The organism is Brevibacillus borstelensis (assembly GCF_036700025.1).
Lineage (GTDB): Bacteria > Bacillota > Bacilli > Brevibacillales > Brevibacillaceae > Brevibacillus > Brevibacillus borstelensis.
This window is the reverse complement of sequence record NZ_CP144922.1, coordinates 186,702-211,920: the sequence shown is the minus strand read 5'-3', so window position 1 is coordinate 211,920 and position 25,219 is coordinate 186,702. Positions and strand designations below refer to the sequence as shown.

At 49.2% G+C, this 25,219-nt stretch carries 33 protein-coding genes; 24 read left to right on the top strand and 9 right to left on the bottom strand.

The genetic code is table 11. From position 1 onward, the window contains the following. Window positions 1-10 precede the first annotated feature (10 nt). The 20 genes from V5G20_RS01205 to V5G20_RS01110 all read left to right on the top strand — a co-directional run bounded on the left by V5G20_RS01205 (window position 11) and on the right by V5G20_RS01110 (window position 17,779). Window positions 11-586 (top strand): hypothetical protein, encoded by a 576-nt coding sequence (locus V5G20_RS01205; protein WP_243014952.1) that lies wholly within the window; start codon window positions 11-13, stop codon window positions 584-586. A 6-nt stretch (window positions 587-592) separates the two neighbouring features. After that, window positions 593-1,585 carry an XkdQ/YqbQ family protein gene (locus V5G20_RS01200; protein WP_422387988.1) on the top strand — a complete coding sequence of 331 codons (993 nt, stop codon included), beginning with the start codon at window positions 593-595 and terminating at the stop codon, window positions 1,583-1,585. Next, window positions 1,582-2,013, top strand: a complete 432-nt coding sequence (locus V5G20_RS01195; RefSeq protein WP_327956144.1) for a DUF2577 domain-containing protein — start codon at window positions 1,582-1,584, stop codon at window positions 2,011-2,013. Before V5G20_RS01200 ends, V5G20_RS01195 begins: the two co-directional genes overlap by 4 nt. Continuing rightward, window positions 2,010-2,447 carry a DUF2634 domain-containing protein gene (locus V5G20_RS01190; RefSeq protein ID WP_122959004.1) on the top strand — a complete coding sequence of 146 codons (438 nt, stop codon included), beginning with the start codon at window positions 2,010-2,012 and terminating at the stop codon, window positions 2,445-2,447. The genes V5G20_RS01195 and V5G20_RS01190 overlap by 4 nt, the downstream gene beginning before the upstream one ends. Further along, window positions 2,440-3,192, top strand: a complete 753-nt coding sequence (locus V5G20_RS01185) for a baseplate J/gp47 family protein (RefSeq protein WP_122959005.1) — start codon at window positions 2,440-2,442, stop codon at window positions 3,190-3,192. Before V5G20_RS01190 ends, V5G20_RS01185 begins: the two co-directional genes overlap by 8 nt. Further along, window positions 3,189-3,911: a hypothetical protein gene (locus tag V5G20_RS01180; protein WP_122959006.1), complete on the top strand. Its 723-nt coding sequence runs from the start codon at window positions 3,189-3,191 to the stop codon at window positions 3,909-3,911. Before V5G20_RS01185 ends, V5G20_RS01180 begins: the two co-directional genes overlap by 4 nt. Window positions 3,912-3,953: 42 nt before the next feature. Further along, window positions 3,954-4,445, top strand: a complete 492-nt coding sequence (locus tag V5G20_RS01175) for a hypothetical protein (RefSeq protein WP_327956142.1) — start codon at window positions 3,954-3,956, stop codon at window positions 4,443-4,445. Between the two features lie 12 nt (window positions 4,446-4,457). Then, entirely contained in the window at window positions 4,458-6,527 is a 2,070-nt protein-coding gene (locus tag V5G20_RS01170; RefSeq protein WP_243014948.1) for a DUF4815 domain-containing protein, read from the top strand. 3 nt (window positions 6,528-6,530) lie between these two features. Continuing rightward, the gene (locus tag V5G20_RS01165; RefSeq protein WP_243014947.1) at window positions 6,531-7,652 is read left to right on the top strand and encodes a choice-of-anchor R domain-containing protein; all 1,122 of its coding nucleotides are present in this window, start codon (window positions 6,531-6,533) and stop codon (window positions 7,650-7,652) included. Window positions 7,653-7,665: 13 nt separating this feature from the next. Further along, complete coding sequence (locus V5G20_RS01160; protein ID WP_122959010.1) at window positions 7,666-7,989, top strand: hypothetical protein; 324 nt, start codon at window positions 7,666-7,668, stop codon at window positions 7,987-7,989. A 22-nt stretch (window positions 7,990-8,011) separates the two neighbouring features. Then, complete coding sequence (locus V5G20_RS01155; protein ID WP_338463031.1) at window positions 8,012-11,878, top strand: hypothetical protein; 3,867 nt, start codon at window positions 8,012-8,014, stop codon at window positions 11,876-11,878. 11 nt (window positions 11,879-11,889) lie between these two features. After that, a complete protein-coding gene (locus V5G20_RS01150; protein ID WP_122959012.1) occupies window positions 11,890-12,072 on the top strand; it encodes a hypothetical protein in 183 nt (60 codons plus the stop codon). Between the two features lie 2 nt (window positions 12,073-12,074). Next, on the top strand, window positions 12,075-12,206 hold the full coding sequence (locus V5G20_RS01145; RefSeq protein ID WP_255320353.1) for a CD1375 family protein: 132 nt from the start codon (window positions 12,075-12,077) through the stop codon (window positions 12,204-12,206). A gap of 183 nt (window positions 12,207-12,389) precedes the next feature. Beyond that, on the top strand, window positions 12,390-12,764 hold the full coding sequence (locus tag V5G20_RS01140; protein WP_003392684.1) for a phage holin family protein: 375 nt from the start codon (window positions 12,390-12,392) through the stop codon (window positions 12,762-12,764). Then, a complete protein-coding gene (locus tag V5G20_RS01135; RefSeq protein WP_243014945.1) occupies window positions 12,761-13,633 on the top strand; it encodes an N-acetylmuramoyl-L-alanine amidase in 873 nt (290 codons plus the stop codon). The genes V5G20_RS01140 and V5G20_RS01135 overlap by 4 nt, the downstream gene beginning before the upstream one ends. 102 nt (window positions 13,634-13,735) lie before the next feature. Next, window positions 13,736-14,062 carry a helix-turn-helix domain-containing protein gene (locus V5G20_RS01130; protein ID WP_024985204.1) on the top strand — a complete coding sequence of 109 codons (327 nt, stop codon included), beginning with the start codon at window positions 13,736-13,738 and terminating at the stop codon, window positions 14,060-14,062. Then, window positions 14,002-14,886 (top strand): IS3 family transposase, encoded by an 885-nt coding sequence (locus V5G20_RS01125; RefSeq protein WP_155808033.1) that lies wholly within the window; start codon window positions 14,002-14,004, stop codon window positions 14,884-14,886. The genes V5G20_RS01130 and V5G20_RS01125 overlap by 61 nt, the downstream gene beginning before the upstream one ends. Before the next feature lie 268 nt (window positions 14,887-15,154). Further along, window positions 15,155-15,736 (top strand): sigma-70 family RNA polymerase sigma factor, encoded by a 582-nt coding sequence (locus V5G20_RS01120; protein WP_338463027.1) that lies wholly within the window; start codon window positions 15,155-15,157, stop codon window positions 15,734-15,736. Further along, complete coding sequence (locus V5G20_RS01115; protein ID WP_338463025.1) at window positions 15,729-16,586, top strand: hypothetical protein; 858 nt, start codon at window positions 15,729-15,731, stop codon at window positions 16,584-16,586. Before V5G20_RS01120 ends, V5G20_RS01115 begins: the two co-directional genes overlap by 8 nt. A 380-nt stretch (window positions 16,587-16,966) precedes the next feature. Beyond that, window positions 16,967-17,779: an alpha/beta fold hydrolase gene (locus V5G20_RS01110; RefSeq protein ID WP_003392693.1), complete on the top strand. Its 813-nt coding sequence runs from the start codon at window positions 16,967-16,969 to the stop codon at window positions 17,777-17,779. Window positions 17,780-17,875: 96 nt separating this feature from the next. Here V5G20_RS01110 and V5G20_RS01105 read toward each other — a convergent pair whose 3' ends face one another. Further along, on the bottom strand, window positions 17,876-18,409 hold the full coding sequence (locus V5G20_RS01105; RefSeq protein WP_039071279.1) for a cysteine hydrolase family protein: 534 nt from the start codon (window positions 18,407-18,409) through the stop codon (window positions 17,876-17,878). A gap of 141 nt (window positions 18,410-18,550) precedes the next feature. Between V5G20_RS01105 and V5G20_RS01100 the strand changes: the two genes are divergently transcribed. Continuing rightward, window positions 18,551-18,745 carry a hypothetical protein gene (locus V5G20_RS01100; protein WP_327970364.1) on the top strand — a complete coding sequence of 65 codons (195 nt, stop codon included), beginning with the start codon at window positions 18,551-18,553 and terminating at the stop codon, window positions 18,743-18,745. A 554-nt stretch (window positions 18,746-19,299) separates the two neighbouring features. Here the strand turns inward: V5G20_RS01100 and V5G20_RS01095 are convergent. The 5 genes from V5G20_RS01095 to V5G20_RS01075 form a co-directional block, all read right to left on the bottom strand. After that, a complete protein-coding gene (locus V5G20_RS01095; RefSeq protein ID WP_327970365.1) occupies window positions 19,300-19,575 on the bottom strand; it encodes a hypothetical protein in 276 nt (91 codons plus the stop codon). A gap of 168 nt (window positions 19,576-19,743) precedes the next feature. Further along, complete coding sequence (locus tag V5G20_RS01090) at window positions 19,744-20,106, bottom strand: L,D-transpeptidase (RefSeq protein ID WP_024985354.1); 363 nt, start codon at window positions 20,104-20,106, stop codon at window positions 19,744-19,746. A 180-nt stretch (window positions 20,107-20,286) separates the two neighbouring features. Continuing rightward, complete coding sequence (pdaA, locus tag V5G20_RS01085) at window positions 20,287-21,066, bottom strand: delta-lactam-biosynthetic de-N-acetylase (RefSeq protein WP_227278274.1); 780 nt, start codon at window positions 21,064-21,066, stop codon at window positions 20,287-20,289. Between the two features lie 95 nt (window positions 21,067-21,161). Next, window positions 21,162-21,317, bottom strand: coding sequence for a hypothetical protein (locus tag V5G20_RS01080; protein WP_157211872.1), 156 nt, complete (start codon window positions 21,315-21,317; stop codon window positions 21,162-21,164). A 156-nt stretch (window positions 21,318-21,473) separates the two neighbouring features. After that, a complete protein-coding gene (locus V5G20_RS01075; protein WP_024985353.1) occupies window positions 21,474-21,896 on the bottom strand; it encodes a DoxX family protein in 423 nt (140 codons plus the stop codon). A 139-nt stretch (window positions 21,897-22,035) separates the two neighbouring features. On the opposite strand from V5G20_RS01075, the gene V5G20_RS01070 reads away from it, so the two are divergent. Then, window positions 22,036-22,353 carry a winged helix-turn-helix transcriptional regulator gene (locus V5G20_RS01070; RefSeq protein ID WP_003392707.1) on the top strand — a complete coding sequence of 106 codons (318 nt, stop codon included), beginning with the start codon at window positions 22,036-22,038 and terminating at the stop codon, window positions 22,351-22,353. A 59-nt stretch (window positions 22,354-22,412) separates the two neighbouring features. Here V5G20_RS01070 and V5G20_RS01065 read toward each other — a convergent pair whose 3' ends face one another. Together V5G20_RS01065 and V5G20_RS01060 are read right to left on the bottom strand one after the other, a co-directional pair. Continuing rightward, window positions 22,413-22,940: an ImmA/IrrE family metallo-endopeptidase gene (locus V5G20_RS01065; protein ID WP_003392709.1), complete on the bottom strand. Its 528-nt coding sequence runs from the start codon at window positions 22,938-22,940 to the stop codon at window positions 22,413-22,415. Between the two features lie 179 nt (window positions 22,941-23,119). Then, window positions 23,120-23,485 (bottom strand): helix-turn-helix domain-containing protein, encoded by a 366-nt coding sequence (locus tag V5G20_RS01060; protein WP_003392711.1) that lies wholly within the window; start codon window positions 23,483-23,485, stop codon window positions 23,120-23,122. Between the two features lie 165 nt (window positions 23,486-23,650). Between V5G20_RS01060 and V5G20_RS01055 the strand changes: the two genes are divergently transcribed. After that, window positions 23,651-23,869: a helix-turn-helix domain-containing protein gene (locus V5G20_RS01055; protein ID WP_003392713.1), complete on the top strand. Its 219-nt coding sequence runs from the start codon at window positions 23,651-23,653 to the stop codon at window positions 23,867-23,869. Between the two features lie 62 nt (window positions 23,870-23,931). After that, the gene (locus tag V5G20_RS01050; RefSeq protein ID WP_003392715.1) at window positions 23,932-24,132 is read left to right on the top strand and encodes a hypothetical protein; all 201 of its coding nucleotides are present in this window, start codon (window positions 23,932-23,934) and stop codon (window positions 24,130-24,132) included. 150 nt (window positions 24,133-24,282) lie between these two features. Here the strand turns inward: V5G20_RS01050 and V5G20_RS01045 are convergent, their stop codons facing one another. Then, window positions 24,283-25,200, bottom strand: a complete 918-nt coding sequence (locus tag V5G20_RS01045) for a haloacid dehalogenase-like hydrolase (RefSeq protein WP_338463016.1) — start codon at window positions 25,198-25,200, stop codon at window positions 24,283-24,285. Between the last annotated feature and the right edge of the window lie 19 nt (window positions 25,201-25,219).

Genomic DNA, 25,219 nt, shown 5'->3' with positions numbered 1-25,219 from the left:
GGTAGGTGAGATGAAAACCAAGCATCTTGAGTTTTGGCTCACTTGGAACAACAACACGGAAAAGCTTCGGCTGCCCGTCATTCCGGCGACTATATCGGTAAAGACCGGACACGGTTTTACAGATATCGACCTTGTAGCTATTGGAGAAGCCACGATCATTGGTGAGCCAAAATTGGAGGAGTATTCATTCTCGACAATCTGGCCTGATCAATACGATCCGGGATTTTGTGACTACGACGGCTTCCCCTCGCCAGAAGAGTTCGTGTCGACCATCAAGCGCTGGAAGAACACCGGATACCCGATTCGTTTTACGGTGACCGGGAGCGACATCAATGTCCCTGTCACCATCCGAGATTTCAGTTACGAGTGGAATGGCTTTGATATTGAATTCAGCTTAACGCTGAAAGAGTATCGGTTCGTTACGCTGGAGAGCCGCTCCGTGAATATCCCTTTCCAAACGACAGGGAAAGGCAAACGCCCGGATACGAAAAAAGCCAAAGTTTCCTCTACAAAAAAAACGAGTGATGAGAAGCAAACTCTCGTTGAAAAATATCTCTCGAGATCGAAGTCAAAGGGAAAGGAGTAGATCCGGATGCTGCCCAGGTACCATTATGAAATCCAATTTCAAAAGCCTGGCCAACAGGCGGTTCGACTCCCTTTTACGGAAGCAACTTGGTCTGGAAGCCGTCAGGAGGCAAAAAGAACGCTCGCGGTCAAAACAAATAACGGACGAGACCGGTTTTGGCCAGACGCAGCTATCGAAGAAGGCGACCTAATGGAATTGATATCGTACGTATCAGGTTCGCCACGCACTCTGTTTACGGGTATGGTTGTTGATTTGGGGATCACGTCCAAGGGTGATCTGAATCCGGTTGCCTATGACTTCGGTTTCTTCTTGTTAAACAACGATGTCGTTGTCGTGACCACAGGAGAACCAGCCGATCAGCTTCTCCTTCGTATTTTTGAGCAGCGCGGGATACCGGTGGGAGGGATCGGCAAGATGCCTCCGGTCGAAAAGCAAACGATTCGCGGAAAAAGCGTATGGGATGCGGTAACGGACATTTTGAATCAGGTGTACCGTTCATCGGGAATCCGCTACTGGTGCTGGATTGATCAGGGAAAAGCATTTGTGGGTACACAGCGCGGCCAAACCAAGCAATGGACATTGCAGCAAGGCAGCAACCTGCTAAGCGCAGAACGGAAACGATCGATAGCAGAAATGAGAACGGTCGTGAGAGTCATCGGAAGTGACAGTGAATACGTTTCTGTTCTTCACGATGAAGTAGACTCCGCCAAAGCCAAGCGGTATGGTCACCTCGTAAAAGTAATCGAATTACAAGACGAAGATCGCGACAACAAAATCTCGATAGCCAAACAAGAGCTGGAGAATCTGAGCCGCGTGAAGGAGCAGGCTTCCGTGACAGCGCTCGGGATCGATGATGTTATCGCGGGTACGCGGATCGAGATATACGAGGAGCTGACCAAGCTTTCCGGGATCTTCACTGTTTTTGGCGACAGCCATACGATCCGGCCTGGCTATCATGAAATGAAATTGGATTTGCAGATGGAGGTGAGCGGCAGGTGAATGGATTCCAAAAGCTGGCGTATGCCTTATCGAATCTTGGTCAAGACCAAGGAAGCAAAACATTCAAAACAGCTCCGAAAGAGATCAGGATCGAACTGGCTACGGTATTAACACCTCCACCCGATTTGAAAATCTTGATTGACGGCATGTCTGTTCCACTCGGGAAGGAATTCCTCACGGTGGCGGAACATTTGACACGCCACAAACGCATTGTGACCATCAGCCATCAAGAGATGGCCGAGCGAGACCTGGGAGATGCGAAACGGGAGGACTTTTTGGATACGGACGATCTGGCTGCCCCTTTCACATCGCACAAGCACAGCTATGTAGAGATGCAGTTTGAGGACGTTCTGAAGCCGGATGATAAGGTCCTCGTTCTTTCCGTCAATTCAGCTTACTACATTATGGACCGGGTGGTGGGGTTATGAGTATATTCCCGGAAATGACCCGGGTAGAAAACCCGGGAACAGAAGGAAAAAAGCCGATTGTCCCTGTATTGCGAACATATGCGTTTGACTTTGATGCAGGAGATTTTGTGCTCCGTCCAGGAGGGAAGCCTTCCATTATTGAGGGGGAGGCCGCGTTGATACAAAACGTAAAAAAAGCGCTCATGACTGACCGCTACACCTTCCCGATCTACTCATCGGACTACGGCAATGAGCTAAAAACGCTAATCCGCGGCGATGGCACAAGGGAATGGAAGCAGGCGGAAGCCAAACGGTTGGTCCGGGAGGCAGTTGAGTATCTGTTTGGGGTAGAGCGGTGCGAGAAGTTTTCATTCCGGTGGAGCGGCAATACGTTACAAATCTTTTTTTTATTGATTGTGGAAGACGGAACGGTGGAGATGGTGATCGATGTCTGAAACAGTAAAAGCAGTAAAGGGAATCGAGTCGGAATCTTTTGAAGAAATCTTGTATCGCTTGCTGCAAGCAGCCCCGGATGATCTGGATAAAAGCGAAGGATCGATCATTTACGATGCACTGGCCCCCATTGCCCTTGAATTGTTCATTCAACAGGAAAAGTTCCGGGAGATATTGGAACAAGCCTTTGCCGTAACTGCCAAAGGAGAGTATCTGGACCAGATTGCGGAAGATCATGGTCTAAAGCGGGCGCCGGGAGAATCGGACGAATCTTTGCGTGAGCGGATCCTTCAGCAGAAGAGAAACCCGGAGCGTGGCGGAGCGGAAGCTGATTATGTTCGGTGGGCCCTCAAAGTGACGGGTACGACTTACGCCAAGGCAATAGACATGGCAAGAGGTATTGGCACAGTGGACGTCGTCGTGGGCGGCACAATCCCCGATCTGGTGGAGCGAGTGCAGGAAGAGATCAATCGGCGCAAGCCAAGCGGAGTGGATGCAGTTGTACGCCGCGTTCGCATGCAAACGGTACCGATCATTGTTCAGGCGATTGGGATTGAAGCCGAGAAAGCGAAACAAGCGATTTTGGATTATACCCGAACAATCGGCGTAGGCGGAACACTTTACGCAGCCAGAATTTTGTCGGCAGTTATCAACGCAGGAGCAGCGGACGCATCCATGGTCACGCCGACCGAAAACGTGATTCTTTTCCCTGATGCTCAAATAGATCCGGTGGTGACGATCGAATGAGCACACCAGGTGACAAATTAATGGTCTATTTGCCCGGATACTACCGAAAGAGTCGTCATATCCGGGCAATCATGGATGCAGCGGGAAAAGAGCTTCCGGACGTTGACGGCGAACTGTGGAAGGCGTTTTTTGTCCATCTGCAATCAGATGCGTCACGTGAGTTATGGAGAAAAGAATTAGACGCCAAAGACGATGAAGAGTTGCTTGCCAAGCTGCGGTCAAACGGAACGATGAGCGTCGAGACACTCAAGACGCAAGGCTTCGGCTTGCAGGAATCGTATAGGCTGATGCCGGAGGCGGGGGTAGAACTGTCGGAATCGGGAGTGCTTGCAGACGGTTGGGAGTTTTCTCCGTTGTCGTCTGTTATCTATACGACACCGGAAACACTGGCTATTGCCCGTGGTCTTGTCGCACTGATGGGTCTGGCCGGATTTCGTTACCTGTTTTCCGTTTCATTGTCCCATCACGTAGAGTATCAACGTGGAACTTCTCGGGCAGGCATGAACCTGTACACCGCCGTTACGATGCCAGACAGGACCGACGATGACTTGAGCGGCAATGAAAAGCAGTCGAGTCATCACGTCGAACAGTACGCCCTCCATACTGCCGGGTGCGACCGGAAAAGCTGGTGGTCGCCAAATATCACGTTTCTTGAACAGGCGACCTATTTGACTCAAACATTACGGATACAAAAAAGCAATGTATCGATAACGACTTAGGGGGTGTTTCCCATAGCTACGAAAACAAGCGATGTAAAAGGGATGAAAACGTTCCAGGCCTTTAACCTGGTCAGAAACGGTCAAGTCTTTATAGCGGTAGGAAGAACTTCGCCTTGGGACAGCCATTCGCCCGAGATTGTTCCAGATGTGCAGTACGGTCAAACGATCTCCGAAATTGTGGCTCTCAAACGAGCCGACCAGGTGAGATTCGTCTTGCCCGACGACACAAACGGGACAATCGAACAGGTTGGGCAGAAATGGCGAATCATCGACGAGGAGGAAGCGCGGGCCACCGATTGCCGGTGGGTTTATATTCAGGCGTGGCTTCGATACGACGAGTTTCCGCTTTGCACATACCGTCAAACAGGGGTGTATGCAGGGACACTCCTCGCTCAAGGATTGCCGGTAAACAAACAGGTTGCAACCATGGATGAAATCGTTGACTTGGGCTTTTTGTTAACGGTTACCAATCAATCGCCTGTTGAGCGAGAAGCGACAAACCGGGAAAGCATCGAGTACATTCTGGAGCTGTAAAGGAGGTTTATCATGAAACAGGTTTATAATCGCTTTGATCCTTCGAAACGATGGAAGTCTATCGATTTTGTCGGTGGCAGACGGATTCAAACCGCCGAACTGAATGAACTGCAGGCTATGTCGCTGTTCAGGGACAAGCAGATTGGCGATGTGATTTTTGGTGCCGGCCATATTATCGACGGCGGTCAACTTTATATTAGTGCAGACAAAACACTTTTGCGCATCTCTCCCGCCCGCGTGTATTTGGACGGCATCATCCATGATCTGCCGGAAACAACGCTGACCATCAGCGGGGCGGGAGAGGAGAGCATCGGCCTTCGAGTCGAAACACGAAGCCTCACTTACGAAGATGACCCAACCCTGTACGATCCAGCGGTTGGGTTTTCCAATTACGGAATGCCCGGTGGACAGCGAACTATCATTGAACCGGCGTGGACACTAAACGATGAAGCGGCGACGCCGATGTTTCGACTGGTGGACGGGGAGTTGGTGACAGCGAAACTTCCGCCGGAGTTAGAAGGCTTTACACCGGTCTTTGCACGCCGTACCTATGATACGAACGGTTCCTTTTTGGTATCCGGCATGGATGGTTATATCGAGCCGAAGGATGCTGAAAATGTGACGCTGGTGGTCGATGCCGGACGGGCATATGTTCTCGGCTATCAGATTGACAAGCTCGTTCCGATTCGAGTATCCATACCGAAGGCGTTGGATACGAGAATGGTGGTCAATGAAACGAAGACGTACCTCGCTGGAACAAGCTATTATCCGCTTAATACCAAGCCGGTGAAGGCTATTCGCCAGGTGACTGCGACAGTTGAGCGAACCGATACGATCACACGCGGCAACGTGGCGGGCACTTCCGATATGTTGCCGAAAACGCCTGTCGTCGACATCGTTTCCGTGAGGGCGGGAAGCACCGAGTACAAGAAGAGCGTTGACTTTCAACTCTCCGGAGATACAGTGGACTGGTCCCTGGCTGGCGCCGAACCAGCCGGAGGCACCTCCTACACGGTTACGTATCGGTATACGAAAGTAATGGTCGAAGGAACCGATGTGGAATTGGAGAACGACGGCATCAAATGGCTAAGCGGAGACAAACCGGTCGTAGGGACGACATTCCAGACGACGTATGAGTTTTACTTGGCTCGCAAGGACGTTTACTATCTAACATTTGAGGGCGAAGTGAAGGTAATTCACGGTCAGTCAGACATCTCTCCTTATCCGCCATCGTCGCCCCCTGATGTCCTGGAGTTGGGAGAAATATATCTGCCTCCCAACTCCGATGCGGTCGTAGTGACCAACCGGAAGCCGAAACGGTTAACCATGTTGGAGCTCCGATCGTTATTGGATCGTCTGGAGCGGGCGGAGTACAACCAAGCCATCGCCGACTTGGACAGACAAGCCCAGATTTCCGACCCCACTCTCCTGAAAAAAGGAATTTTCACTGATAACTTTACAAACTTTGAACGGGCGGATGTGACGCACCCCCTTTTTGATGCCATGTTGAATCCGAGGGAGAAGGTGGTGCAGTTGCCGCTTGAGCAGACGTTTGTTGAACTGCAAGTCGAGCAGCAGGCATCTACGGTTCGATTCCATGAAAGGCTGGTGACACTGCCTTACAAGGAGGAAGTGCTGATCGATCAGACGTATGCGACCGAGGCCATGAACGTGAACCCTTACCAGGTGTTTGGAAATTTGGCGACGATCCGTCTGACCCCCTCTCACGATACATGGGTCGAAGAATCTATCGTAACCAAGAAGGTGTGGGGATGGTGGGCCGACTGGCGGACTACCGGAACGACACGAACGGAAACAAAAATGATTTTGGACGAGAACGTGCCATACATCAGGCAGCGAGAGATTACGGTATCTGGCGAGGGCTTTGAGCCGTTCAGCGACAATATCAAAGGGACATTTGACGGAATCCCGGTCCACTTGGTTCCGTTGAACGGAACATTGGCAGGGACGTTGCCAAATACTATCCGGGCGGACAAGAATGGCCGGTTCACATGCAAGTTCATGATTCCTCCTAATGTCCGTACGGGAACACGTGAAGTCTATCTATGGAACGAGGTGTAGAACATGTTTACCAAGCAAAACGAAGCAAAGGCATCCTATGTCGGAATAGGCCGCAAACAGGTCATTGAACAGACATTTTGGCAGATACCATCCTGGCGTTTGACGGACCCGCTGGCGCAGACGTTTATCCTGACGGAGGAGCGATATATCACTGCTGTGGACCTGTTTTTGGCAACAAAGGATCCGGCAGCCGATCTGACGGTGCAGCTGCGAACAGTCGTAAACGGTTATCCGTCCATGACTGTTCTGACATCCGTCGCGTTGAATCCCGATCAGGTGAACATCTCCAACAACGGCACCACGGCAACGAAGGTAACCTTCCCCGACCCCGTCCTGCTGCAAGCTAACACGGAATATGCCATCGTCCTGCTGACCCCTTCCTCGCAGTACAGAGCTTTTGTCGCCCGAATGGGAGCAAAAGACCTCATAACACAGAAACCAGTAGCACGTCAGCCATATGATGTTGGATTGCTGTTTTCCTCGTCCAATGGTTCGGCGTGGACAGCCCACCAGGATATGGATTTGAAATTTCGGCTGTATGGCGCGAAGTTTACCAGTGACGGCATTTTGCGGTTCCGTCCGATGGAAGTATCCCAGGCTACTCAGCTCGTGCTTGCCAGCAGCCAGCTCGTTCCGCAAAAGGCTGAACTGCAATGGCAATACTCAACTGATGAGATGTCGTGGTACGCGCTGGACGAGATCGATGTCACCAAGCTTGGGCAACCGACTGACATGATTCACGTCCGGGCTTTATTGAAATCAAAGGGCTCTTCTCCAGTCGTTCAACAGAATGTCGGCGCTATCGCTCTTGGATACAAGCCGGAAGGAATGTATGTAAGCCGGGAGATTACTACGAGTGCACCGTTTACGAGAATTACCGTTTATGTGGAACTGAGTACGCCAAGCGGTACGAGTCAGACAGTCGAATATTCCCTGGATGCCGGCAAAACATGGACGAGTATGGGCAGCGCAGTTGCACAGACACCGATTGACGCCGATTTTACGCAATTGAAGTTTGAAAAAACGGTTGCCTCTTCCACCAAGCTTCGCGTACGGATCAAACAAAGCTCGACCGTGCCGGTCGTGACGCCCAAAGCGCGAAATCTGATGGTTCATACATCATAAGGAGGATGTGTACATGCCGGTAACCAATGGACGAATTTCTCTTGACCCAGCCGCTCCCGATAGCCTGATGTCGGGGGCTGGCAAAATCAACAGAAACTTTGACTTAATCGATTCGGAATTTGCCAATGTCCAAGCAAATATTTTCAGCTTGAATACACGAGCTGTGCACGATGAACGCAATATCGTCGACCTGGCCATCGAGCTGGAGACCCTCAAGGGAGCCACTCTGAACAATGTGAATGCGAATATATACATCGAAACCTTTCGTGAAATCAGCGATATCAGGCTGTGGAGCGGGGTGTTTGATTCAACGGCAAAAAGAGTGGTGCTGAAATAGTCAGGAAAGGAGAGTAAGGGATATGCCGACTTTAGCAGTAGGCTTCTTGCAAGCGGAGTATACAGAGAGTTCGCATAATTATGCGAATGGAACCCTTAGGCAATACTTTGACGCAGCAACTACAGTTCCTCTGTTGTATGACAATGCAAGTTTGAATGATAGTGCATGCAAATATTTTATTTCCCCCGTCGAATTTCAGCTTGGAAATGTAAAGTATAAGGACTTTCATTGGGATTACGATTCCATTAACTTCTTGGAGAATGTCCACAACATTACTTCTGAAACTGTCTGGAAATCTACGTATACCGGCTGGGCGAATGGCCAAGTAATTGATTTGCAAGGTGACGGTTCGAGAGCTGTGGTAGTAAACGGGGGCTACTCCTCAAGAAGCACAAGAAATATTGGAACCGCCGTCAGTGACGGCGGTACCGGCATTTCGGTGCCTAAACGCACAAACGGATACTACGATTATGTACCTCGGGCGATTATTTTTACAGAGCCCCATAGCGGCGATTCGTACAGTAAGCTTGCCGTGCGGGCAAACACCCGGAGAATCGTCATTTATCTCTATTCGCAAGCGTATTCTGGCAGTACCTTTTGGCATGAAAAAGTCTATGATATCAACCTTGACGCAAAGGCGTTTGATATTTATACCAATTGTTCCGTTACCACAACTCCTTTAACCGCATTTGCTGTACCTTCTTTGGCAGAATCGACCTCGGCGGGAGGGGTTGCTACCGCTACAAAAGACACGATGTCAACATCGCCAAGCACAAAAAAGCTGTTTACGATCAGCCTAAATGTTAACCCAAACAGACCATCGTCCGGCTTTACCGTAAACGGAACGAGTGCCTCAACATCCGCTTCCTCCCCTGCCGTCGTGTCAAATACGCTGTTGCCAAAACTGGCATGGACGTTCAGTGATGGCAATACAGGCGATTATCAGTCTGCCTTTGATATTGAAATTGTGAATTCTTCGACCAACGCGGTCGTTGTTTCAAAGTACCAATCATCAGGTTATCAGTATTACAACGTTTTATCAGCCGATAATCTCTCGTACAACATTTTATACAAATACCGTGTACGGACCTATGACCGTTACGGGGCATCGAGCGACTGGTCAAACTATTACTTTTTCAAACTAAATCGATCGCCAAACGGCTCAACGGGCATGACTCCAGCCGGCACATCTGCTTCGCCTTCCGTCCAATCAACCCTCACGCCAACGCTTAGCTGGGTATTCAGCGATCCTGACGGGACAGGCGATTCCCAATCGGCGTACGAGATAAACCTGATGGATGGGACCAATACGGGCATCGCGGTGTGGAACAGCGGAAAGGTCGCAGGCGGAGCCCAAAGCGTAATCGTACCGACGGGCAAACTGTCTCCAGACAAACTGTATGCATGGCGTGTGAGGACATGGGACCGTTATGGTGCCGTCGGTCCTTTCACCAACTATCAATATTTCCGGACGACGAAAAAACCGGTATTTACGCCAAAGTCTCCTATTGGTACAAGGACCTTCCCATACGGAACAAACGAAACGCCGCGGCTCGAATGGACGTACAGTGATCCTGAGGGGCACGGGCAGCGCTCTTTCCGCATCTATATTCGCGATGTTGCAACCAATGGGGTCGTTCATGACTCAGGGGAAATTATGGGGACAGCAAACCGCTATGATGTTCCCGAAGGCATCCTTGAGCCGGGCAAAGTGTACGGATGGTATATGAACGGCAGCGACTCCACCGTCATGTGGAGTGACATGTCAGCAGAAAACTTCCTGATCACAAACATACCTCCGAAACCGCCCATGATTACAGGACCGACGGAAAATGTACGAGAGGGAAAACGCCCTGTTTTTGAAATGGCGATCAACAATGACCGCGAAGGAGACAAGCAGCACTATCAACTGCAAATCGCTGAGGATGCAGCTTTTACGGTAGGAACGCTGTTATTCGACACATCGGTTGATCGGACTGGCTGGGAGGTGTACGACGGTGAGTCATGGACAGCTTTCCCAGCGGAGGGTGTCCGCTATCGAAAACAACTGGTAGTGGACTCTTCATTCGCGGGGGATCGCGGAAATGTTCCGAGTGCATTTTGGCGCTTGCAGGGAACGAAGGGAGTCAATGACTACGTCGACATGGCCGCAACACCAAAGACCGGAAATAATGCACTGCGGGTCATTAACAATAGTGGTACTGCTCCTCTTGGCGTTTTGCAGGAATTGAAGGGATGGAAACCGGGAGATAGACTGAAATTGCAGGCAACGGTTTTCGCCATTCGTTTACACTCTGGTGCCCAAATCCACATTGATCTTCTCGGCGTAAAGAAGGATTCGACGATTGTGATGAACACCAACGGGATCGTTCTCAGTGGGGCTACGACCAAGTATGAAACGTATATGGATGAAGTGACAGTTCCACAGGATTGCGACGTCCTGTATGTACGGGCATATACGAGCGGAGCCAATACGGCCAATACTGAGTTTTGGGTTGATCAAATTACTGTCGATATTGTTTCACCAGCAACTTATACCACCGTTCGCTTTATGCCGCAACACGATCTTGTCGAAGGCAAAAAGTACTACTGGCGAGTAGCGGGGATCGATGCTACCACAGGTACGATGGGGGACTGGTCGAACCAACGCAAGCTCAAAAATGAATTAGGGACTTCAGGCTGCATGCCGAATACGACTGATTGGGGCGTCAAGGATGCATCGCATCTTCTGGATGCAAACGGCAAAGTCGTCGGCATCAACAGCATGAAGGTTTCCATAGCTGCAGGAAAGTCATCCGGGTCCATTTACAAACGAGTGTCGCTTCGCGGCGGAAGCTGTTATTTTGTCGGAGGCTACGTGAAAAACGGCAATGCCAAAAAGGCATGCCTGAAAATGTATGGCGTCGGGGAGTCGGCTGGTGTTACGGACCAGGTCCATTACAAGTTCGAGTGGTTTAAAGCAAAACCTGCTTACGACACCACGGTTGATCTGGAATTGATGGTTGAAGGCATCGGTGGGCAGTACGCATTCTTTGATGGAATACGCGTTTATGAGGTTCCCGAGGAGGAATACAAGCAAATCGGGAAAGATCCGGGATGGACAGGGGAAAATCTGGCCTTGAAATTTCCGTATCGCAGTAGAGAGGCTACGATTAACACCCCCAGTACTGTCCGGATTGGGGACAGGCTTCAATTCGAGTTAAAGAAGCCAATTGTAACCAGTGATGTTGTCAAGCGTTTGGTGCTCAACGCTGTGCGTACCGTTCCTTTGACCTCTTCGATCGTAGAACGCATACAACAGAATGACGTTCGGCTGAGCTACACGGGAGTTTGGGAGGATTCGCCTCTTCCTGGCTACGACATTGGCGGACGTCACACCGGTGTCACAGCTGCGGGGACGGTTGAGTTTACATTTACCGGAAATGGCATCAGGTGGGTTGGGGCGAAGCATGGCAATTGCGGGATTGCCAGAGTTTATATCAACGGCATTCCAGTAAGAGATGTTGATTTGTACACAGCCAGCATCGATCCGGAATACGGAACGTTATACGAAAAACTGGACCTTCCGTATGGCACGCACAACATCAAAATTCAGGCCCTTATGGAGAAAAATAAAGAATCGTCCGGAACCGTTATTTCACTTGACTATTTTGAGGCAGTGACGACAGAGACACCGGCGAAACTCAAGGTCGAAGCGACCAACAATGGAATGGATGCTCTCCCGCAATGGGAAGATATCACGTCCTATTTCCTCAAAGGCTCGTATTATGACTTTGTCAACAAGGACAAGACGGCTATACAGTGGGGGCTGAACATCAAGGTTACCATCGAAGCGAACGGCTCATTCAGTCCCGTTGAAATTGACGGATTTGGTGTAAGCTACGAATAGGGAGGAAGCCGATGGGAAAGCACATTAAGCAAACGGATCTTGCCGAGCTTCGGTTTCGGCAGCAGGTCGAGACGAATCCTGATTTGACTGATGCTTATGAAGCGATTGCCGCTTTATACGAGCAGACACTTTTGCAGCAAAAGGAACTGGCAGCATTACGGGAAGAACTCAAGACGACGAAGGAAGGGATGTAACGATGGTTGCGACTTACATGGTAAAAGTATTCGCCTATTTGATCAAAGCCGGACGCCGCGAGATTGAGACGCTTCCGGAAGAATATCAAGCTCCGGTTGCCGAGCTTTTAGCCGCACAAGTTGAACAACAATAGCGGACGCCATTCCTCAACTACGAGTGAAGGCGTTTTTTTATGGGGAGCTGCGGCTCCCCGACTTTTTTTCCTAAGGGAGGGATGATAAGCATGAAAGACTCAATCGTATCTGGTGCAGCTGGCGCCGCTTGTATCTCGGCTTTTCATTTTTTATACGGAGAAAATCCCGTGAGGATGTTAATCATGACATGGTACGTCTTTCTGATCGCCATGGACTGGATAGCGGGATACAGGGCCTCCAAAATTGATGGTTCTTACGCATCCGAATACGGAATCAACGGGGCTTTTCGGACAGCATTCCTGCTCTTCATGCCGGCAGTAGGTCACCTGATCGATACGGTAATCGGAACACCGGGGATTGGCTTTGGTTTTCTGATTGCGGCATTCGGCTTGCACATTTGGAAAAGCATGACGGCCAATGTGGTTCGAGCTGGTTGGGAAAAGTGGGTACCGGAGTGGGCGATGAATGCCGTTTCGGATGAGATCGAACACAAGCTGGCCAGAGCCATCAAGCGGAGACAGGAGAAGGAAAAGTATGGGGATGGTGATATGTCGTGAAGATAGCGATAGATGCAGGACACGGCCCGGAAACACCGGGAAAGCGAACGCCGGACGACAGCATGCGGGAGTTCCACTTCAACAGCGTGGTCGCCCGTTATGTCCGTGATGAATTGAAACAATACGATGGGGTAGAGACGCTGTTTACCCACGCTGACGACGGCAGCCGGGACGTGCCGTTACAGGAACGCACAGACAAGGCCAACGCCTGGAGGGCAGATGCATTCGTCTCCATTCACGCAAATGCCTTCGGGAATGATTGGAACGACGCAAACGGCATCGAGACGTTTGTCTACACATCGCGGCCTCCCGCAGCCGTAAAGCTGGCCGAAGCCGTTCAGCGTGCGCTTGTCCTCGCTACCGGCCGGAAGAACCGCGGGGTCAAAGCAGAGAATTTCCATGTGCTGCGGGAAACAAACATGACCGCGATCCTCGCCGAGTGCGGGTTTATGACCAATAGGGAAGAAGCTGAGCTGTTGAAGAGCGATACGTACCGGCGTGCGTGTGCAAGAGCGATAGTAACCGGGCTTGCTGAAGTTTATGGGTTGAAAAGGGCAATCGCTGCAGGTACGCTGCCTCAGAAGGTAACGATTGAAATAAACGGAGTTCGGCTTTCGGCTCAGGGGTATCTCCAAAACGGAGTTTCCCTCCTGCCTGTTCGAGCGGTTGCGGAAGCGGTTGGAGTGGTTCCTGCATGGAATCCAGCGGCGAAGCAGGTCAGCGTAAATGGGCTTGCTTTGAACGGAACGATTGAGTCCGGGACGGCATATGCTCCCGCTCGAGAGCTCGCCTCGGCACTTGGCTTGAAGGTGGAATGGGACGGAGCCATAAAAACTGTAAAACTGTCGAAAAGCTGCATATGTCGATGAAAAAATGAGAAGAGCCCTCCTGCGGAGTGAAGTGCACCCCTTAGAATGGACATTGGATTAAACCCCTGGTAAATCCGATGAAATTTAAGGGGTGCATTTTTTATGGTGAAAAAGGGGCAAACGTTTAGAAGTTATTCTCACGAATTAAAGGTGGAAGCCATACGACTGCATATCGAAGAAGGATGGACATACCGTCGAATCATGGAGCATCTGGGGATTCCGGACCGCCACCGGCTTAAAGTATGGATGAAAAAATATAAACAGTTAGGCGAATTTGGGTTGATGGATCAACGAGGTAGACGTGAAGAATATGTTGATCAAGATCGATATGTTAAAAAGCTAAAACGAGAGAACTCGATGCTAAAAAAGTGTTTGAAAATCTGGATGCGGGAGGTGCAGCCCATAAGTATGAGGCGATCAAGCAAGTAGCTGGTGAGTATACGACTAGTGAACTTTGCAAGCTGTTTGGAGTCTCAAGAAGTGGATACTATGCATACTTGAAACGGCAACAAGCGGACCGGGACAAGCCCGTGAAAGACCTCATCAAAGTAGTTTATAAGAAGTATGATGGTAAATATGGGTATCGACAAACCCAGCTGTTTCTCTTACGAGATCACGGGGTATGGGTCAACCATAAGAAGGTACTACGTCTGATGCAAGAAATGAAGCTCCGTTCTCGAATACGCCGCAAATATCGAGGTCACTATGCTTCAACCGAAGGTGGACGAGTCGCTGAGAATGTGATGCAGCGGAATTTCAAAGCGGATGCACCTAATCGAAAATGGGTAACCGATGTCACACAGTATCGTGTCGCGGATACGTGGCTCTACCTGTCTGCTATTAAGGATTTGTTTAATAATGAGATTGTGGCTTACCACATTGGAGTTCGCAACGACAATCAGTTGGTCCTACGGACCTTTGAGAAAGCCTTTAAAAAGACGAAAGACGTGACTGGACTGATCGTTCACAGCGATCAGGGATTCCAGTACACGTCCTACGCTTACCACGACATGTTGCCGAAGGTTGGCGCCCAAATCAGCATGTCTCGGAGAGGCAACTGTTATGATAATGCCTCGATGGAGAGCTTCTTCTCGCATCTCAAAACGGAAGGGCTCTACCCTTATGATATCCGAAGTGTGGATGAGGCACAAAGGCGAATTGAGGAATATATTCAATTCTACAACCAAAGTCGACCACAACGAAAATTAAAAAGGCTGACGCCTGTTGAATTCAGACGTCAGCTGTCGGTCTAACGGTCGGGTTTTTTCTTACTGTCCACTAAATGGGGTCTTGACCAGAGCCATCCGGGGAGGGCTTTTTGCCGTGGCAGCTGCTTGCTCGGCTTGTCGTAAAGCCGCGTACGTTCTAAACTGGCTCCTTCTAAACCACCCACCTTTCAAAAACAACAATTTCAAAACGATTTGTTAATGCTTTTGGCGAGGCGACGTATTAACATACGTAAAACTTCCCTATACAAGATGGACAAATGGGAAGGGAGAAAGGCAGAAAGGAGGAAAGGAGTTGGAAAGTGCCAGAGTACATATGGAAATCTGCCACGATCAAAAAGACAGGCTCCGTGAGGGTGTTTTATCTACAGAGCAGTTTTCTCAAATTTACGAAATATACTTCGATCGCGTGTACAAGTATATCTGCTACCGGATTCACAATCAGTACGAGGCAGAAGATATTTGCAGTCAAGTTTTTGAAACGGTCATCTCCAAATACCACAGTTTCTCGGAGGAAAAAGCAAAATTTGATGTATGGCTGTTCGCGATTGTCAGAAACACTGTGACAGATTACTATCGCGCCCGGAAAAAAAGATTCCACTTTTCGCTGGATTCCATAACAGAGCTGATCATGCCCAAGCCGTCTCCCGAAGAGCTGGCAATCCGGGACGATGATCATCAGGCACTGTTTAAAGCACTGGCAAAGCTGCGCGATAAAGAACGCAATATTATCGCAATGAAATTCGCTGCCGGTCTGAAAAATTCAGAAATATCCGAGCTAATGGGTGTAAGCGAGTCCAATATCGGTGTCGTGGTCTACAGGAGTTTAAAAAAGCTACACAAAATCTTGGAGGCAGGTAGGTTCAAGGATGAGTGAAAAACATGATCCGAAGACATATGGAAACGTCGTTGAATTGCTTGAAAAGGCGGAGATCAATAACAGCTTGGCCAAGGAGCGCATTTACAAGCGTCTGGTAAACAAAATCGAGACGGGAACCATTCAACTCCAAAATACGAAAAAGGGTGGGAAAGCTCTGATGAATAGAAAATGGAAAACGGCCGCTGCGGCTGCTGCTGTTATAGTTCTCATTGGCGGTGCGCTTTCGACGACCTCCTACGCGCAAGGCATGATCCAGTCAATCCTGGCACGTTTTCAAGTTGGGAATATGGAAATTGTCCAATACAAGGAACTGCCGGTTTCTGAAAAGAGTGTATCGGCCGGGCAGGATAGGGGAGCGGATTCCGCAGTGACAGAATGGCCGGCATCTCCAAAGCTGACTCTGCAGGAAGCTCGCTTGGCAACAGGCATGAATTTCCCCGCGCCCTCCTGGATCGCAGATTATGAATACGTCAACACTGTCATTCACGGAAAAACCATGGTGGAAGTACAATACAGTCACGGCGAGAAAACGGCTGATTTCTTGATCTCTCAGGGCGGTGAAAATGGCATCGGCACTACTGACCCGGTCAAGACTGAGGTTATTGAAGGGGCCAAGGTCTATTTCGCGAACGGTATCGTGATTTGGGAGCATGAGGGATTCACGGTAGAATTGTACACTCGTGATGATTTTGACACTGCAACGCTCGGAAAAATAATCAAGGGCTTTGCGGTTGGAGCGCCGCCTACGCAAGAAGAAATCGATATGGCAAAATCAAAAGGGGACAGTATGACGCAAACAGAAAAAGCCGGCCCTGCCCCTGCCCCTGCCCCAGCGTCTAAGAATTAATCGGGGTCTGATGTCGGCTTCGTCTCCCCAAACAGTGTTCAAGCTTTTATGTTATGGACGAACCCGGTTCTCTACGTTTTTGGAGAACCGGGTGTTCATTTTTTGATCGTTATAAAGCAACAAATTGAGGTCTTTTCCCGCAAGACGCAAATGTTGGCCTAGCGTGTTAATGAAATGAAAAAGGCACTGGCGGTTCGTTTGCGATGATGGCTAGCCTGCCGCTATATCGAGGCAGCGGCCGGACGCGCGCCTTTCGCGAACATATTGCGGCGCTGCACGGCGGTGGTCGGACTACATGCTTTGTTGCAAGACAAGTATCTATCCTGCTCTTCCCCACATAAGGTATGCATAGGCAATCATCCAGAAGGGGAGTAATTTTGATGGGCTATTACGTTGCGGTTGAACAAAATGTAAATCTTTACGTGGAGGATCTCGACCCGGGCAATGGAAAACCAGTGCTGTTTATCCACGGATGGCCGGTTAATCACAAAATGTATGAATATCAGTTCAACCAGCTTCCCCAAATGGGGTACAGATGCATTGGAGTCGACCTGCGCGGATTTGGAAAGTCGGACCGTCCCTGGAGAGGGTATTCCTACGATCGATTGGCAGATGATATTCGGGTGGTCATAGACACCCTGGAGCTGGAGAATATCACTCTCGCCGGATTTTCCATGGGAGGAGCCATCGCGATCAGATACATGGCCCGATACGGAGCAGATAAGGTTTCCAAGCTGGCTCTTTTTGCGGCGGCAGCCCCTCTGTTTACCAGACGTCCGGATTACCCGTACGGAATGACAAAGGAGCAGGTCAACAGTCTCATCCAGGCAACCTATACAGATCGGCCGAAAATGCTGAATGACTTTGGGGACATGTTTTTTGCGAGCTACGTGACGGAGGGTATCAAAGACTGGATGCACGGACTGGGTATGGAGGCATCTGGTCACGCAACGGCAATGTGCGCCGTCTCTCTGCGAGATGAGGACCTGCGCCGGGATTTGTCCGCTGTTTCCGTTCCAACCGCTATTTTTCATGGCGTTCAGGACAAAGTATGTCCGTACCCCTTTGCCGAATTTATGCATGCCGGTATCCAGGGCTCGGAGCTGGTCCCATTTTTGTACAGCGGGCATGGGTTGTTTTATGACGAGTTAGAGAAGTTTAATCGGGAGCTTGTAAGTTTTTTGGCAAAATAATAATTGGTCATTTTCTTTGTCAGAAGTAGCATTAGTAATGCTCTAATTCCTATAATCAAAATCCCCCTTGGAGGCAGACTCCTCGGGGGATTTTCTTTATTCAAAAATCTCACGAGACTCTTTTACGGTAATAATGTTTTTCGGAGTACCCAATCCATTCAAATTCGCATTGTGATGGGCAATGATATCCGCCGCCTTCAGGACGGCGTCATCGGTCGTAGAGTGACAATCACCGGCAAGGGTGACTTCGTAGCCGTGCGAGACTGCCGTTCTGCATGTCGTATCAATACAGTACTCGGTCTGAAAGCCGACGATCACCAAATGATCGATGCTGCGAGCCTTTAATTCGTCTTGCAAGGAAGTTTCGAAGAACGAATCGCATGCCGTTTTTTGAATGATCGGTTCATCCGGATGCGGGCAAAGGGTGGGATGTATCTGCCATCCGGGGGTGCCAGTGGCGAGCGGGCTGCCTTCAGGCTCGTTATGCTGGACAAAAAGGACGGGAATGTTCGCATGCCGTGCTTTTTCGAGAAGCGTTTGAATCCGTTCCACCACTTTATTTCCCTGATAGCAGTATTCCACGATCGAGGATTGAACATCGACAATAATCAGTGCCGTTTGTGTGCTCATTCGAAATTGCCCCTTCCGGAATGGTAGGATTTCTTTTCCATCATACAACTATTCGGAAAGGAATTTGATAATATTTTTTGCAATACTCGGAAAGCCATTTCTTTTTGTTAACGAATATGGTTAGCCCATAGGGAGGAAGAAATGAAAAAGTCGTTTTTTGCTGTATTGAGTATGCTGTTCGTCGTTCTTAGCCTTGGTGGTTTTGCCTCCGCTCAAACCGAAGGTACCCATGCTTCAACGGAAGAAGAGAAAGTTGTTGTTGAGGACCTAACTTACGAAGAAGCAACACAACGTATTGCCAAATATAGTGGAGTGGAAGGCCGTTGGAAGAAGTGAAAAAAGAACATCCTCAAAAACTGCAGTCTTTAGACGCTATAAGCGCTGCATGTGGATACGGTGAAGTGTCCCAAAGGTTAAAAGTCTCGGATACTTATCGACCCAGATTTATTGCTATTGTAAACAAATGCAGAGATGGCAGTGTGTCGCAAATGCTTTAAAACATTACCGATACTTCTATAGTGGATACAAGTATCTTTCTGTCACCGGAAATTACATGACACAAAGGGGCATTCCAAAGTCAAAAGAATGACGAGGGATAGCCCCTTTTTCGGCGTAGTTATTAAACATTTATAAGCTAGTTCGTTTTTCTTAAGACAAATTCATTTATAATTAAAAATATTTGTGTACAAAGCTTTAAGATTCTCCTCTGTCTTCTCTCCATTTTTTAAACCATACTCAAATATTTTAATCTGTCCATCCTCATAAATCATCCCAGTTGCATACATACCTGAATGTGTTGAGGGAGCATTGGAATAAGTTAAAGTTTCCTCTGTGAATGGGTAATATGACTTTGTAGATCCGATAAAGAATACGGGGTATTTTACACTTTTCTAGAGTTTGGCATATTGCGCATGTGATGCTTCTTCGAGTTTCTCCGGCATGATAAATAGAGCATCGAAATCCGTATCAGTGGCGTTACTCAGCTTTTCAAATGTTGTTTCTGTGAAAACAATATTTGTTTCAGTAACGGCGGGAGACTGTCCAATGACTCCAATTTTTAACGTTTGCTCTTTTATTGAGTCATCGGGTAATAAGTTGTCGTTTTTAACACATCCAGCCGTCACGAATAAGCAGGTAAATATGAAAAATAGGAACAAATTCCGCAAATCATCAACTCCTTTCAAATATATTTTACATATAATACCATCCACTTTGTCTTCCAAGCAAATTTATTGGATAGAGCACTTTTTTCTACAATTATTCTTGGCTTGGAGTATGGCCCCCAGCCATCGATTGGATGTTGAACTAGTTTGCTTTTGTTGATCTACCTCAGCCTATTCCTGACGAATCTGCACTGGCGTACCAATGGGAACCAGCTTGGCCAAGCTCTCTACATCTCGGTTATGCATGCGTATACAGCCGCGTGAGACGTAATGGCCGATCGATGATGGATTATTGGTGCCGTGAATGCCGTAATGAGGCTTGCTCAGCCCCATCCAATAGGTGCCGAAAACGGACAATGGACCTCCGCGGTAAGAATTGGGGTAGGGAACCTTGTTGATGATCGTGAAGTTGCCGCGCGGGGTAGAGGTCGCAATTTTACCCAGACCGACGGGATAAGAACGGATGAGGCGATTGCCGTCAAAGAGATAGAGGCGGAGTTTATTGATCGAGATGCGTATGCGGTATGCCGGGATGAAAATCACCTCCCTTTTTAAAGAACCGGGATTGTGCTTCTATTGCATCGTATGCGGTTGGGAAAAAGCGGGTCCCCGCCGCATGTGGCGATCCACACAAAAAACCTGCCGTGCAAAGCGTAGCGGCAGGTTCCTGTTTTGAGCTGTGATGAATCCGGTAAAACCGGGAAAGATGGGAGATTACGGAGCAGGATGCGGGAGAGTCGGGCGAAGGAGGTCCAGACTTTTGAATTCGTACCCTTGCGCTCGTGCGGCATCGATAATCTTGCCAAGCGCCTCGGCGTTATCTCTTGAAACCGAGTGCAACAAAATAACCGCTCCGGGATGAAGCTGGGCGAGGACACTGTCATAGGCGTACTTCCAGCCCTTTTGCGCTTTCGTATCCCAGTCCTTGTAGGCTATCGACCAAAAAACATTCGTATACCCCAGTTTCTTGCTGACCGCCAGTGTACGATCACTGAAAATTCCTCGCGGCGGACGCAAGAAGGCCATCTCTTTTTGCCCGGTAACTTCGGCTACAGCTTGTTTTACCTTATCCAATTCTTCCTTGATCCGCTCATTGGATATCTGTGTCATATCCGGATGGCTCCAGGAGTGGTTCCCGATGATATGCCCCTCAGCGGTCATCCGTTTTAACAGCTCCGGCTGATCCTTTACATAATGCCCGGTAACAAAAAAAGTGGCGGGTACCTTTTTTTCTTTCAAGATATCCAGAATACGAGGGGTGAACCCGTTTTCATAGCCATTGTCAAACGTAAGAAACAGCTCTTTTTTGGAGGTATCCCCGAGAAAAATGGCTTCGTGCTTATCGACGATGCCTTTAAAGCCCTCCTGGTCAATCGAGGGAAGCTGTCCACCCTTGCTCTTCTTGAATCCAAAGTGGTAGGGGACATCCTGGTTGGCTGCGGCATGGACAGTGAACAGGGACAAAATCAGGACAAAAACGGTGAGAAAGGTTATGCGTTTCACAGCGAAAAGTCCTCCTATTGTTGATGGGATTGCCTGAATATCGGGTAGGGATTTGATCGCATCCTTAAAACGGTATGTAAAGCTCCTCAATCCTCTTGCCAAGGAACCGGATGTGCACGGGGAATCGGATACTGCTCGTCTGGTTGGGATCTGACCACTTTCCGCTTGTCAATCGAACCTGCGGGCACCTCGGTTTCAGGGTGGTAGATAATGTTGCTGCGCTTGTTTTGGTTTGGCATCATAGACTCACCTCCTCATCGTTACTATCATGTGTACCCGGGCCCAAGAACATGCCGCCTGTAGAGAAGTTCCGGTCAAAAGTTGGTGACTGAGCGCAAAAAAACCGAATGGACCGGATCGTCCCGGCACCATTCGGTTTTTGCAATATGCTGCGGTCTTTATTTGCTTGAACGGCGTTGAAACAAAAGGCGGTCGAGGGAATAGAAGGACGGTCCGGAGAGAACGAAAAGCAGCAGGATAAAGAATAGAAGCAGATCCAACTCATATCCAGGACCACTTTCCCCACCGAGGAAGCCCATTGCAATTTTCACCTTGATCGTAGCGACGGCCATCACGACTGCCAACAGAGCTGCCAAAATTCGGGTGCCAATGCCCAAAATCAAGCCAATTCCGCCCAAGAGCTCAAGAAACGCGACGACATAAGCGAAAAAGCCGGGAATACCCATGCTGCCAAACCAACCGGCAACCTGATCGAGTCCCATTTGGAATTTTGACATTCCGTGCATGACAAACGCTATACCTGCAACTACGCGCAAGAGCAAAAGCCCCCACTCGGTACGTTGATCAAATTGTCTTTCCATAAAGTGACCTCCTACGGTTGTTGAATATAGTAATTAGGTTACATTTCGTTAGTAAGTATAAATTAATAATTATAACACGTCAACACTTTGAAGGATTTTCAAAAGAGCGTTATACTGGAATTGAATCGAGGTGATTACTATGAAGCAGTCCTCTCTCTGTCCGAAGTTTGAAAAAGGAATGCAGCTCTTGGGCAAGCGGTGGACTGGTTTGATCTTGTATCAGTTGCTTTCCGGACCGCAGCGATTCTGTGCCATCGAAGAGGCGCTCCCGATCAGCGGAAGGCTTTTGTCTGAGCGGCTGAAGGATTTGGAGAAAGAAGGCTTGGTACATCGTCACGTGTATACAGATTCTGCCCCGGTACGGGTGGAATATTCGCTAACGGAAAAAGGGCTTGCTTTGGAACCGGTCATACTGGGGATCGAGAAATGGTCGCAGGCCTGGATCGAATTAACATAAAAAAAGTGTCGGATTATTTTCTCCGGCACTTTTTATTTGTTTGCATACATCGCGGTTTCTCATTGAGCACTTTTCCTTTTCCTCGTTTTTCCTCCCCTTCGTATTCCCTCAGAAATAATTCGCCGTTTAATCTGGGCAATACGCTTGTCAGCCAGTTCCCTTGTCACGCCAAATTCCATCGACAAGACCGAGGACGGTACCCATTCACGGTAGGCGAGAAGCAGGGGCGCCAGGAGAAAGAAAGGCATGGCCGCATAGAGAACAAATTGCTCGGCTTGCGCCTCCTGCAACTGACGAAAAGCGGGATTCATCTGGTGCTGCTTCCCGGTATGCCCCCGTAAAATATGGCCCAGCTCATGAAAAAAATGTTCGCGCTGAACAGGCCTTGGCAGGGTTGAATTGACCGTAATGCTGCGGTAATTGCCGGATTCATAACGCATCGAGGGGCAGGGACGGTAGTACAATTCGATGCCAAGCATCTCGGCCAGCGGCCTTTCTTGCAGGTCGCCACAATGACTGATGCCAACATCCGCATATATTTGGGTCAACCAGCGTTCCAAATCCGTTTGCCGGTAATGAGAGAGCATGTGGTGATTCCCCTTTCCGAAACAACAGAGAACGTATGTTCCTTTTTGTGGTGTAAAAAAATGCCGCAGGGTGCAATGTTGCCTGGCACAGAAATAAGGCGGCCATCACAACGAAAAATGCTTGCGGCTTTTTCCAGCTTTATATTCGAGCAGAGCAGGACAATTGTGGATGACCGCTGCTACTTGTTTGTTCCTTTGTTACCGTGCAGCGCCTTCCACCTGAGGTACTCGATATGCTTCTTCACTTCATCAATTTCCGTTTCGGATAGCCCCTCCAGGTCAAAAAAGGAGATGTGCTCATCTGACCCGGTTGTTTGCGATGTCCCATTGCGAGTAGGGTTTTCCGTTTTTCCGAGCAGAAAATCAGTCGTAACCGAAAATACGTCAGCAGCCTTGGATATCAGGTGATTATCCACGCTTTTTTTCTCGCCCGATTCGATGCGGGAAAGAACGGTATTGTGAATGCCCAATTTTTCGGCCAATTGGATTTGGGACCATTTATGTTTTTCCCGAAGGTATCTGATCCGTTGACCGACGATTGACATAGTGTCACAACCTTTCCATCATAGCAATACTATTCTACCAATTTTCCATAATGGAAAATAGCGGTTTGTTGAAATGACAAGGATATGCTTGACTTTGCTGAAAATGAAAAGGTAAGATATGGATAATAACATTTTGCTTATTTGGCAAAAAAAGGGGGTTTACCGTTGGAGAGGATAAACCTGAATTTCATTGCACGAAGAAGGATGGAAATCGGCATTACCCTAAAGGAAATGGCTGCCGCTTTAGGGTTCAAGAATGCGTCTACGTACCTCAAGTACGAAAAGGGGGAGTACGATTTTAAAGCCAATCACCTTCCCGTGCTGACACGTATGTTGAAATGCCAGCTGCGAGATTTATTTATCTGTCTGACTTTGCTGTTATAGCAAAATGGAGTGGCGATTGCAGGAAAGAGATTTCGTTAACGATGTAGCGAGGGGTGGGAGAGGTGGACGTTCACGAAGCGAATCGGAAGCAGCTGGATATATGGAAACGAACGATTGCGTATGAGCTGGCCATGATGGCACCGAGGAGTGAATCTGCCTGCGGAGAATTTCTAAGCCGTCTGGAGCGGTTTGAAAAGCAGATAACAGGAGGACCTGCAGATTGTCCAAACATCGAGCGGAAAAGAGAGTGTATCCGAACATAGAATGGATGTCAGTTTACAGAAAAAAGCGGTTCTCCCCGTGAAAGAACCGCTTCGGCATGCTTCGGCGTGATCAATCGCTGCCTGTCGTCTTGCATCTGTTTTTAGCAAGCTTTCATACGCTGGGCCCATATCGTTTAGCCGAAAGCCGAGTTACCGCAATACAGAAGAAGCCATACGGACGTAAGTGTGGCGCTTGCCGCGCACGGTAATCGAATAGTGCATGATATTTTCCGGGATGGCGATTCCGTTGTACCCGGCATCCCCGATATGGTATAGGTCGGCACCTGCCATCTTGCTGGCAAGCGCGATCTGCCGGATCGTGGCCTCATCGGAGCCTTCCTGGCTGGTTCCTGTCGCGAGCAGAGCCAAAGCTCCGTGGGCATGAACTGTATCGACCATGGCCTTTGCCGAGTCGAGAGTGATGCCGGGAATTGTGCCGGGGGAAGGCAGCAGGATAATGTCCGCTCCTGCTTCGATAAAATCGATGATCGTCTGCTTTGCGACCAGATCACCGCCAGCTTCCCCTTCCACGCCGGCTCCATGCATTTTTCCCGCGATAATCAGCATCTCTGCTCCCATCACTGTCCGGGCTGTTTGAATTGCCTCCCGGATTTCCCGGTTGGTAACCCCTGTCTTGGGGTTTCCGGTCAAGCAGATGAAGTCAAAACCGAGATCTTTGGCAGCGGCAAACGTTTTGGCAGAAGCAAGTCTGCCAGGAGGCAGGGAGTGGAGCTGCTCCGCTTGTCTGGCGTCTGGGTCGACCGGCTCCAGATTCAGCCCCACAGGCCTTCCGATCAGCCGCTTGAGGTCCTGGACTATTTCTTCAGGCTTTGCGCTTGTCAATCCCTCGACATGAGGAGAAAAGACGTCAAAGAAATTGAGCAGGATCATGTCGGCCCCAAAAGAAGCTGCCAGCTCAGCATTGCTCACGCTCGGATACAGCGGAGTGAAGGCGGAAATGACCTCGGCTACCAGGACACGGCCTTCAGAGGCTCTGATCGACTGCTTCAAATCCTGTCCCGACATCCGCGCAAAGTCGGACGCCGTGCAATCCAACAAACGTTTCATTGGCATTCTTCCAGCCCTT

Coding starts and splice junctions, on each gene's coding strand:
- V5G20_RS01080 (WP_157211872.1), bottom strand. CDS start 21,317: ATGATGCCAAACCAAAACAAGCGCAGCAACATTATCTACCACCCTGAA.
- V5G20_RS01155 (WP_338463031.1), top strand. CDS start 8,012: ATGCCGACTTTAGCAGTAGGCTTCTTGCAAGCGGAGTATACAGAGAGT.
- V5G20_RS01145 (WP_255320353.1), top strand. CDS start 12,075: ATGGTTGCGACTTACATGGTAAAAGTATTCGCCTATTTGATCAAAGCC.
- V5G20_RS01065 (WP_003392709.1), bottom strand. CDS start 22,940: ATGCTCTCTCATTACCGGCAAACGGATTTGGAACGCTGGTTGACCCAA.
- V5G20_RS01115 (WP_338463025.1), top strand. CDS start 15,729: ATGAGTGAAAAACATGATCCGAAGACATATGGAAACGTCGTTGAATTG.
- V5G20_RS01165 (WP_243014947.1), top strand. CDS start 6,531: ATGTTTACCAAGCAAAACGAAGCAAAGGCATCCTATGTCGGAATAGGC.
- V5G20_RS01160 (WP_122959010.1), top strand. CDS start 7,666: ATGCCGGTAACCAATGGACGAATTTCTCTTGACCCAGCCGCTCCCGAT.
- V5G20_RS01070 (WP_003392707.1), top strand. CDS start 22,036: ATGAAGCAGTCCTCTCTCTGTCCGAAGTTTGAAAAAGGAATGCAGCTC.
- V5G20_RS01170 (WP_243014948.1), top strand. CDS start 4,458: ATGAAACAGGTTTATAATCGCTTTGATCCTTCGAAACGATGGAAGTCT.
- V5G20_RS01175 (WP_327956142.1), top strand. CDS start 3,954: ATGAAAACGTTCCAGGCCTTTAACCTGGTCAGAAACGGTCAAGTCTTT.
- V5G20_RS01180 (WP_122959006.1), top strand. CDS start 3,189: ATGAGCACACCAGGTGACAAATTAATGGTCTATTTGCCCGGATACTAC.
- V5G20_RS01100 (WP_327970364.1), top strand. CDS start 18,551: ATGAAAAAGTCGTTTTTTGCTGTATTGAGTATGCTGTTCGTCGTTCTT.
- V5G20_RS01060 (WP_003392711.1), bottom strand. CDS start 23,485: ATGTCAATCGTCGGTCAACGGATCAGATACCTTCGGGAAAAACATAAA.
- V5G20_RS01075 (WP_024985353.1), bottom strand. CDS start 21,896: ATGGAAAGACAATTTGATCAACGTACCGAGTGGGGGCTTTTGCTCTTG.
- V5G20_RS01150 (WP_122959012.1), top strand. CDS start 11,890: ATGGGAAAGCACATTAAGCAAACGGATCTTGCCGAGCTTCGGTTTCGG.
- V5G20_RS01200 (WP_422387988.1), top strand. CDS start 593: ATGCTGCCCAGGTACCATTATGAAATCCAATTTCAAAAGCCTGGCCAA.
- V5G20_RS01130 (WP_024985204.1), top strand. CDS start 13,736: ATGGTGAAAAAGGGGCAAACGTTTAGAAGTTATTCTCACGAATTAAAG.
- V5G20_RS01190 (WP_122959004.1), top strand. CDS start 2,010: ATGAGTATATTCCCGGAAATGACCCGGGTAGAAAACCCGGGAACAGAA.
- V5G20_RS01045 (WP_338463016.1), bottom strand. CDS start 25,200: ATGAAACGTTTGTTGGATTGCACGGCGTCCGACTTTGCGCGGATGTCG.
- V5G20_RS01185 (WP_122959005.1), top strand. CDS start 2,440: ATGTCTGAAACAGTAAAAGCAGTAAAGGGAATCGAGTCGGAATCTTTT.
- V5G20_RS01205 (WP_243014952.1), top strand. CDS start 11: ATGAAAACCAAGCATCTTGAGTTTTGGCTCACTTGGAACAACAACACG.
- V5G20_RS01110 (WP_003392693.1), top strand. CDS start 16,967: ATGGGCTATTACGTTGCGGTTGAACAAAATGTAAATCTTTACGTGGAG.
- V5G20_RS01140 (WP_003392684.1), top strand. CDS start 12,390: ATGACATGGTACGTCTTTCTGATCGCCATGGACTGGATAGCGGGATAC.
- V5G20_RS01105 (WP_039071279.1), bottom strand. CDS start 18,409: ATGAGCACACAAACGGCACTGATTATTGTCGATGTTCAATCCTCGATC.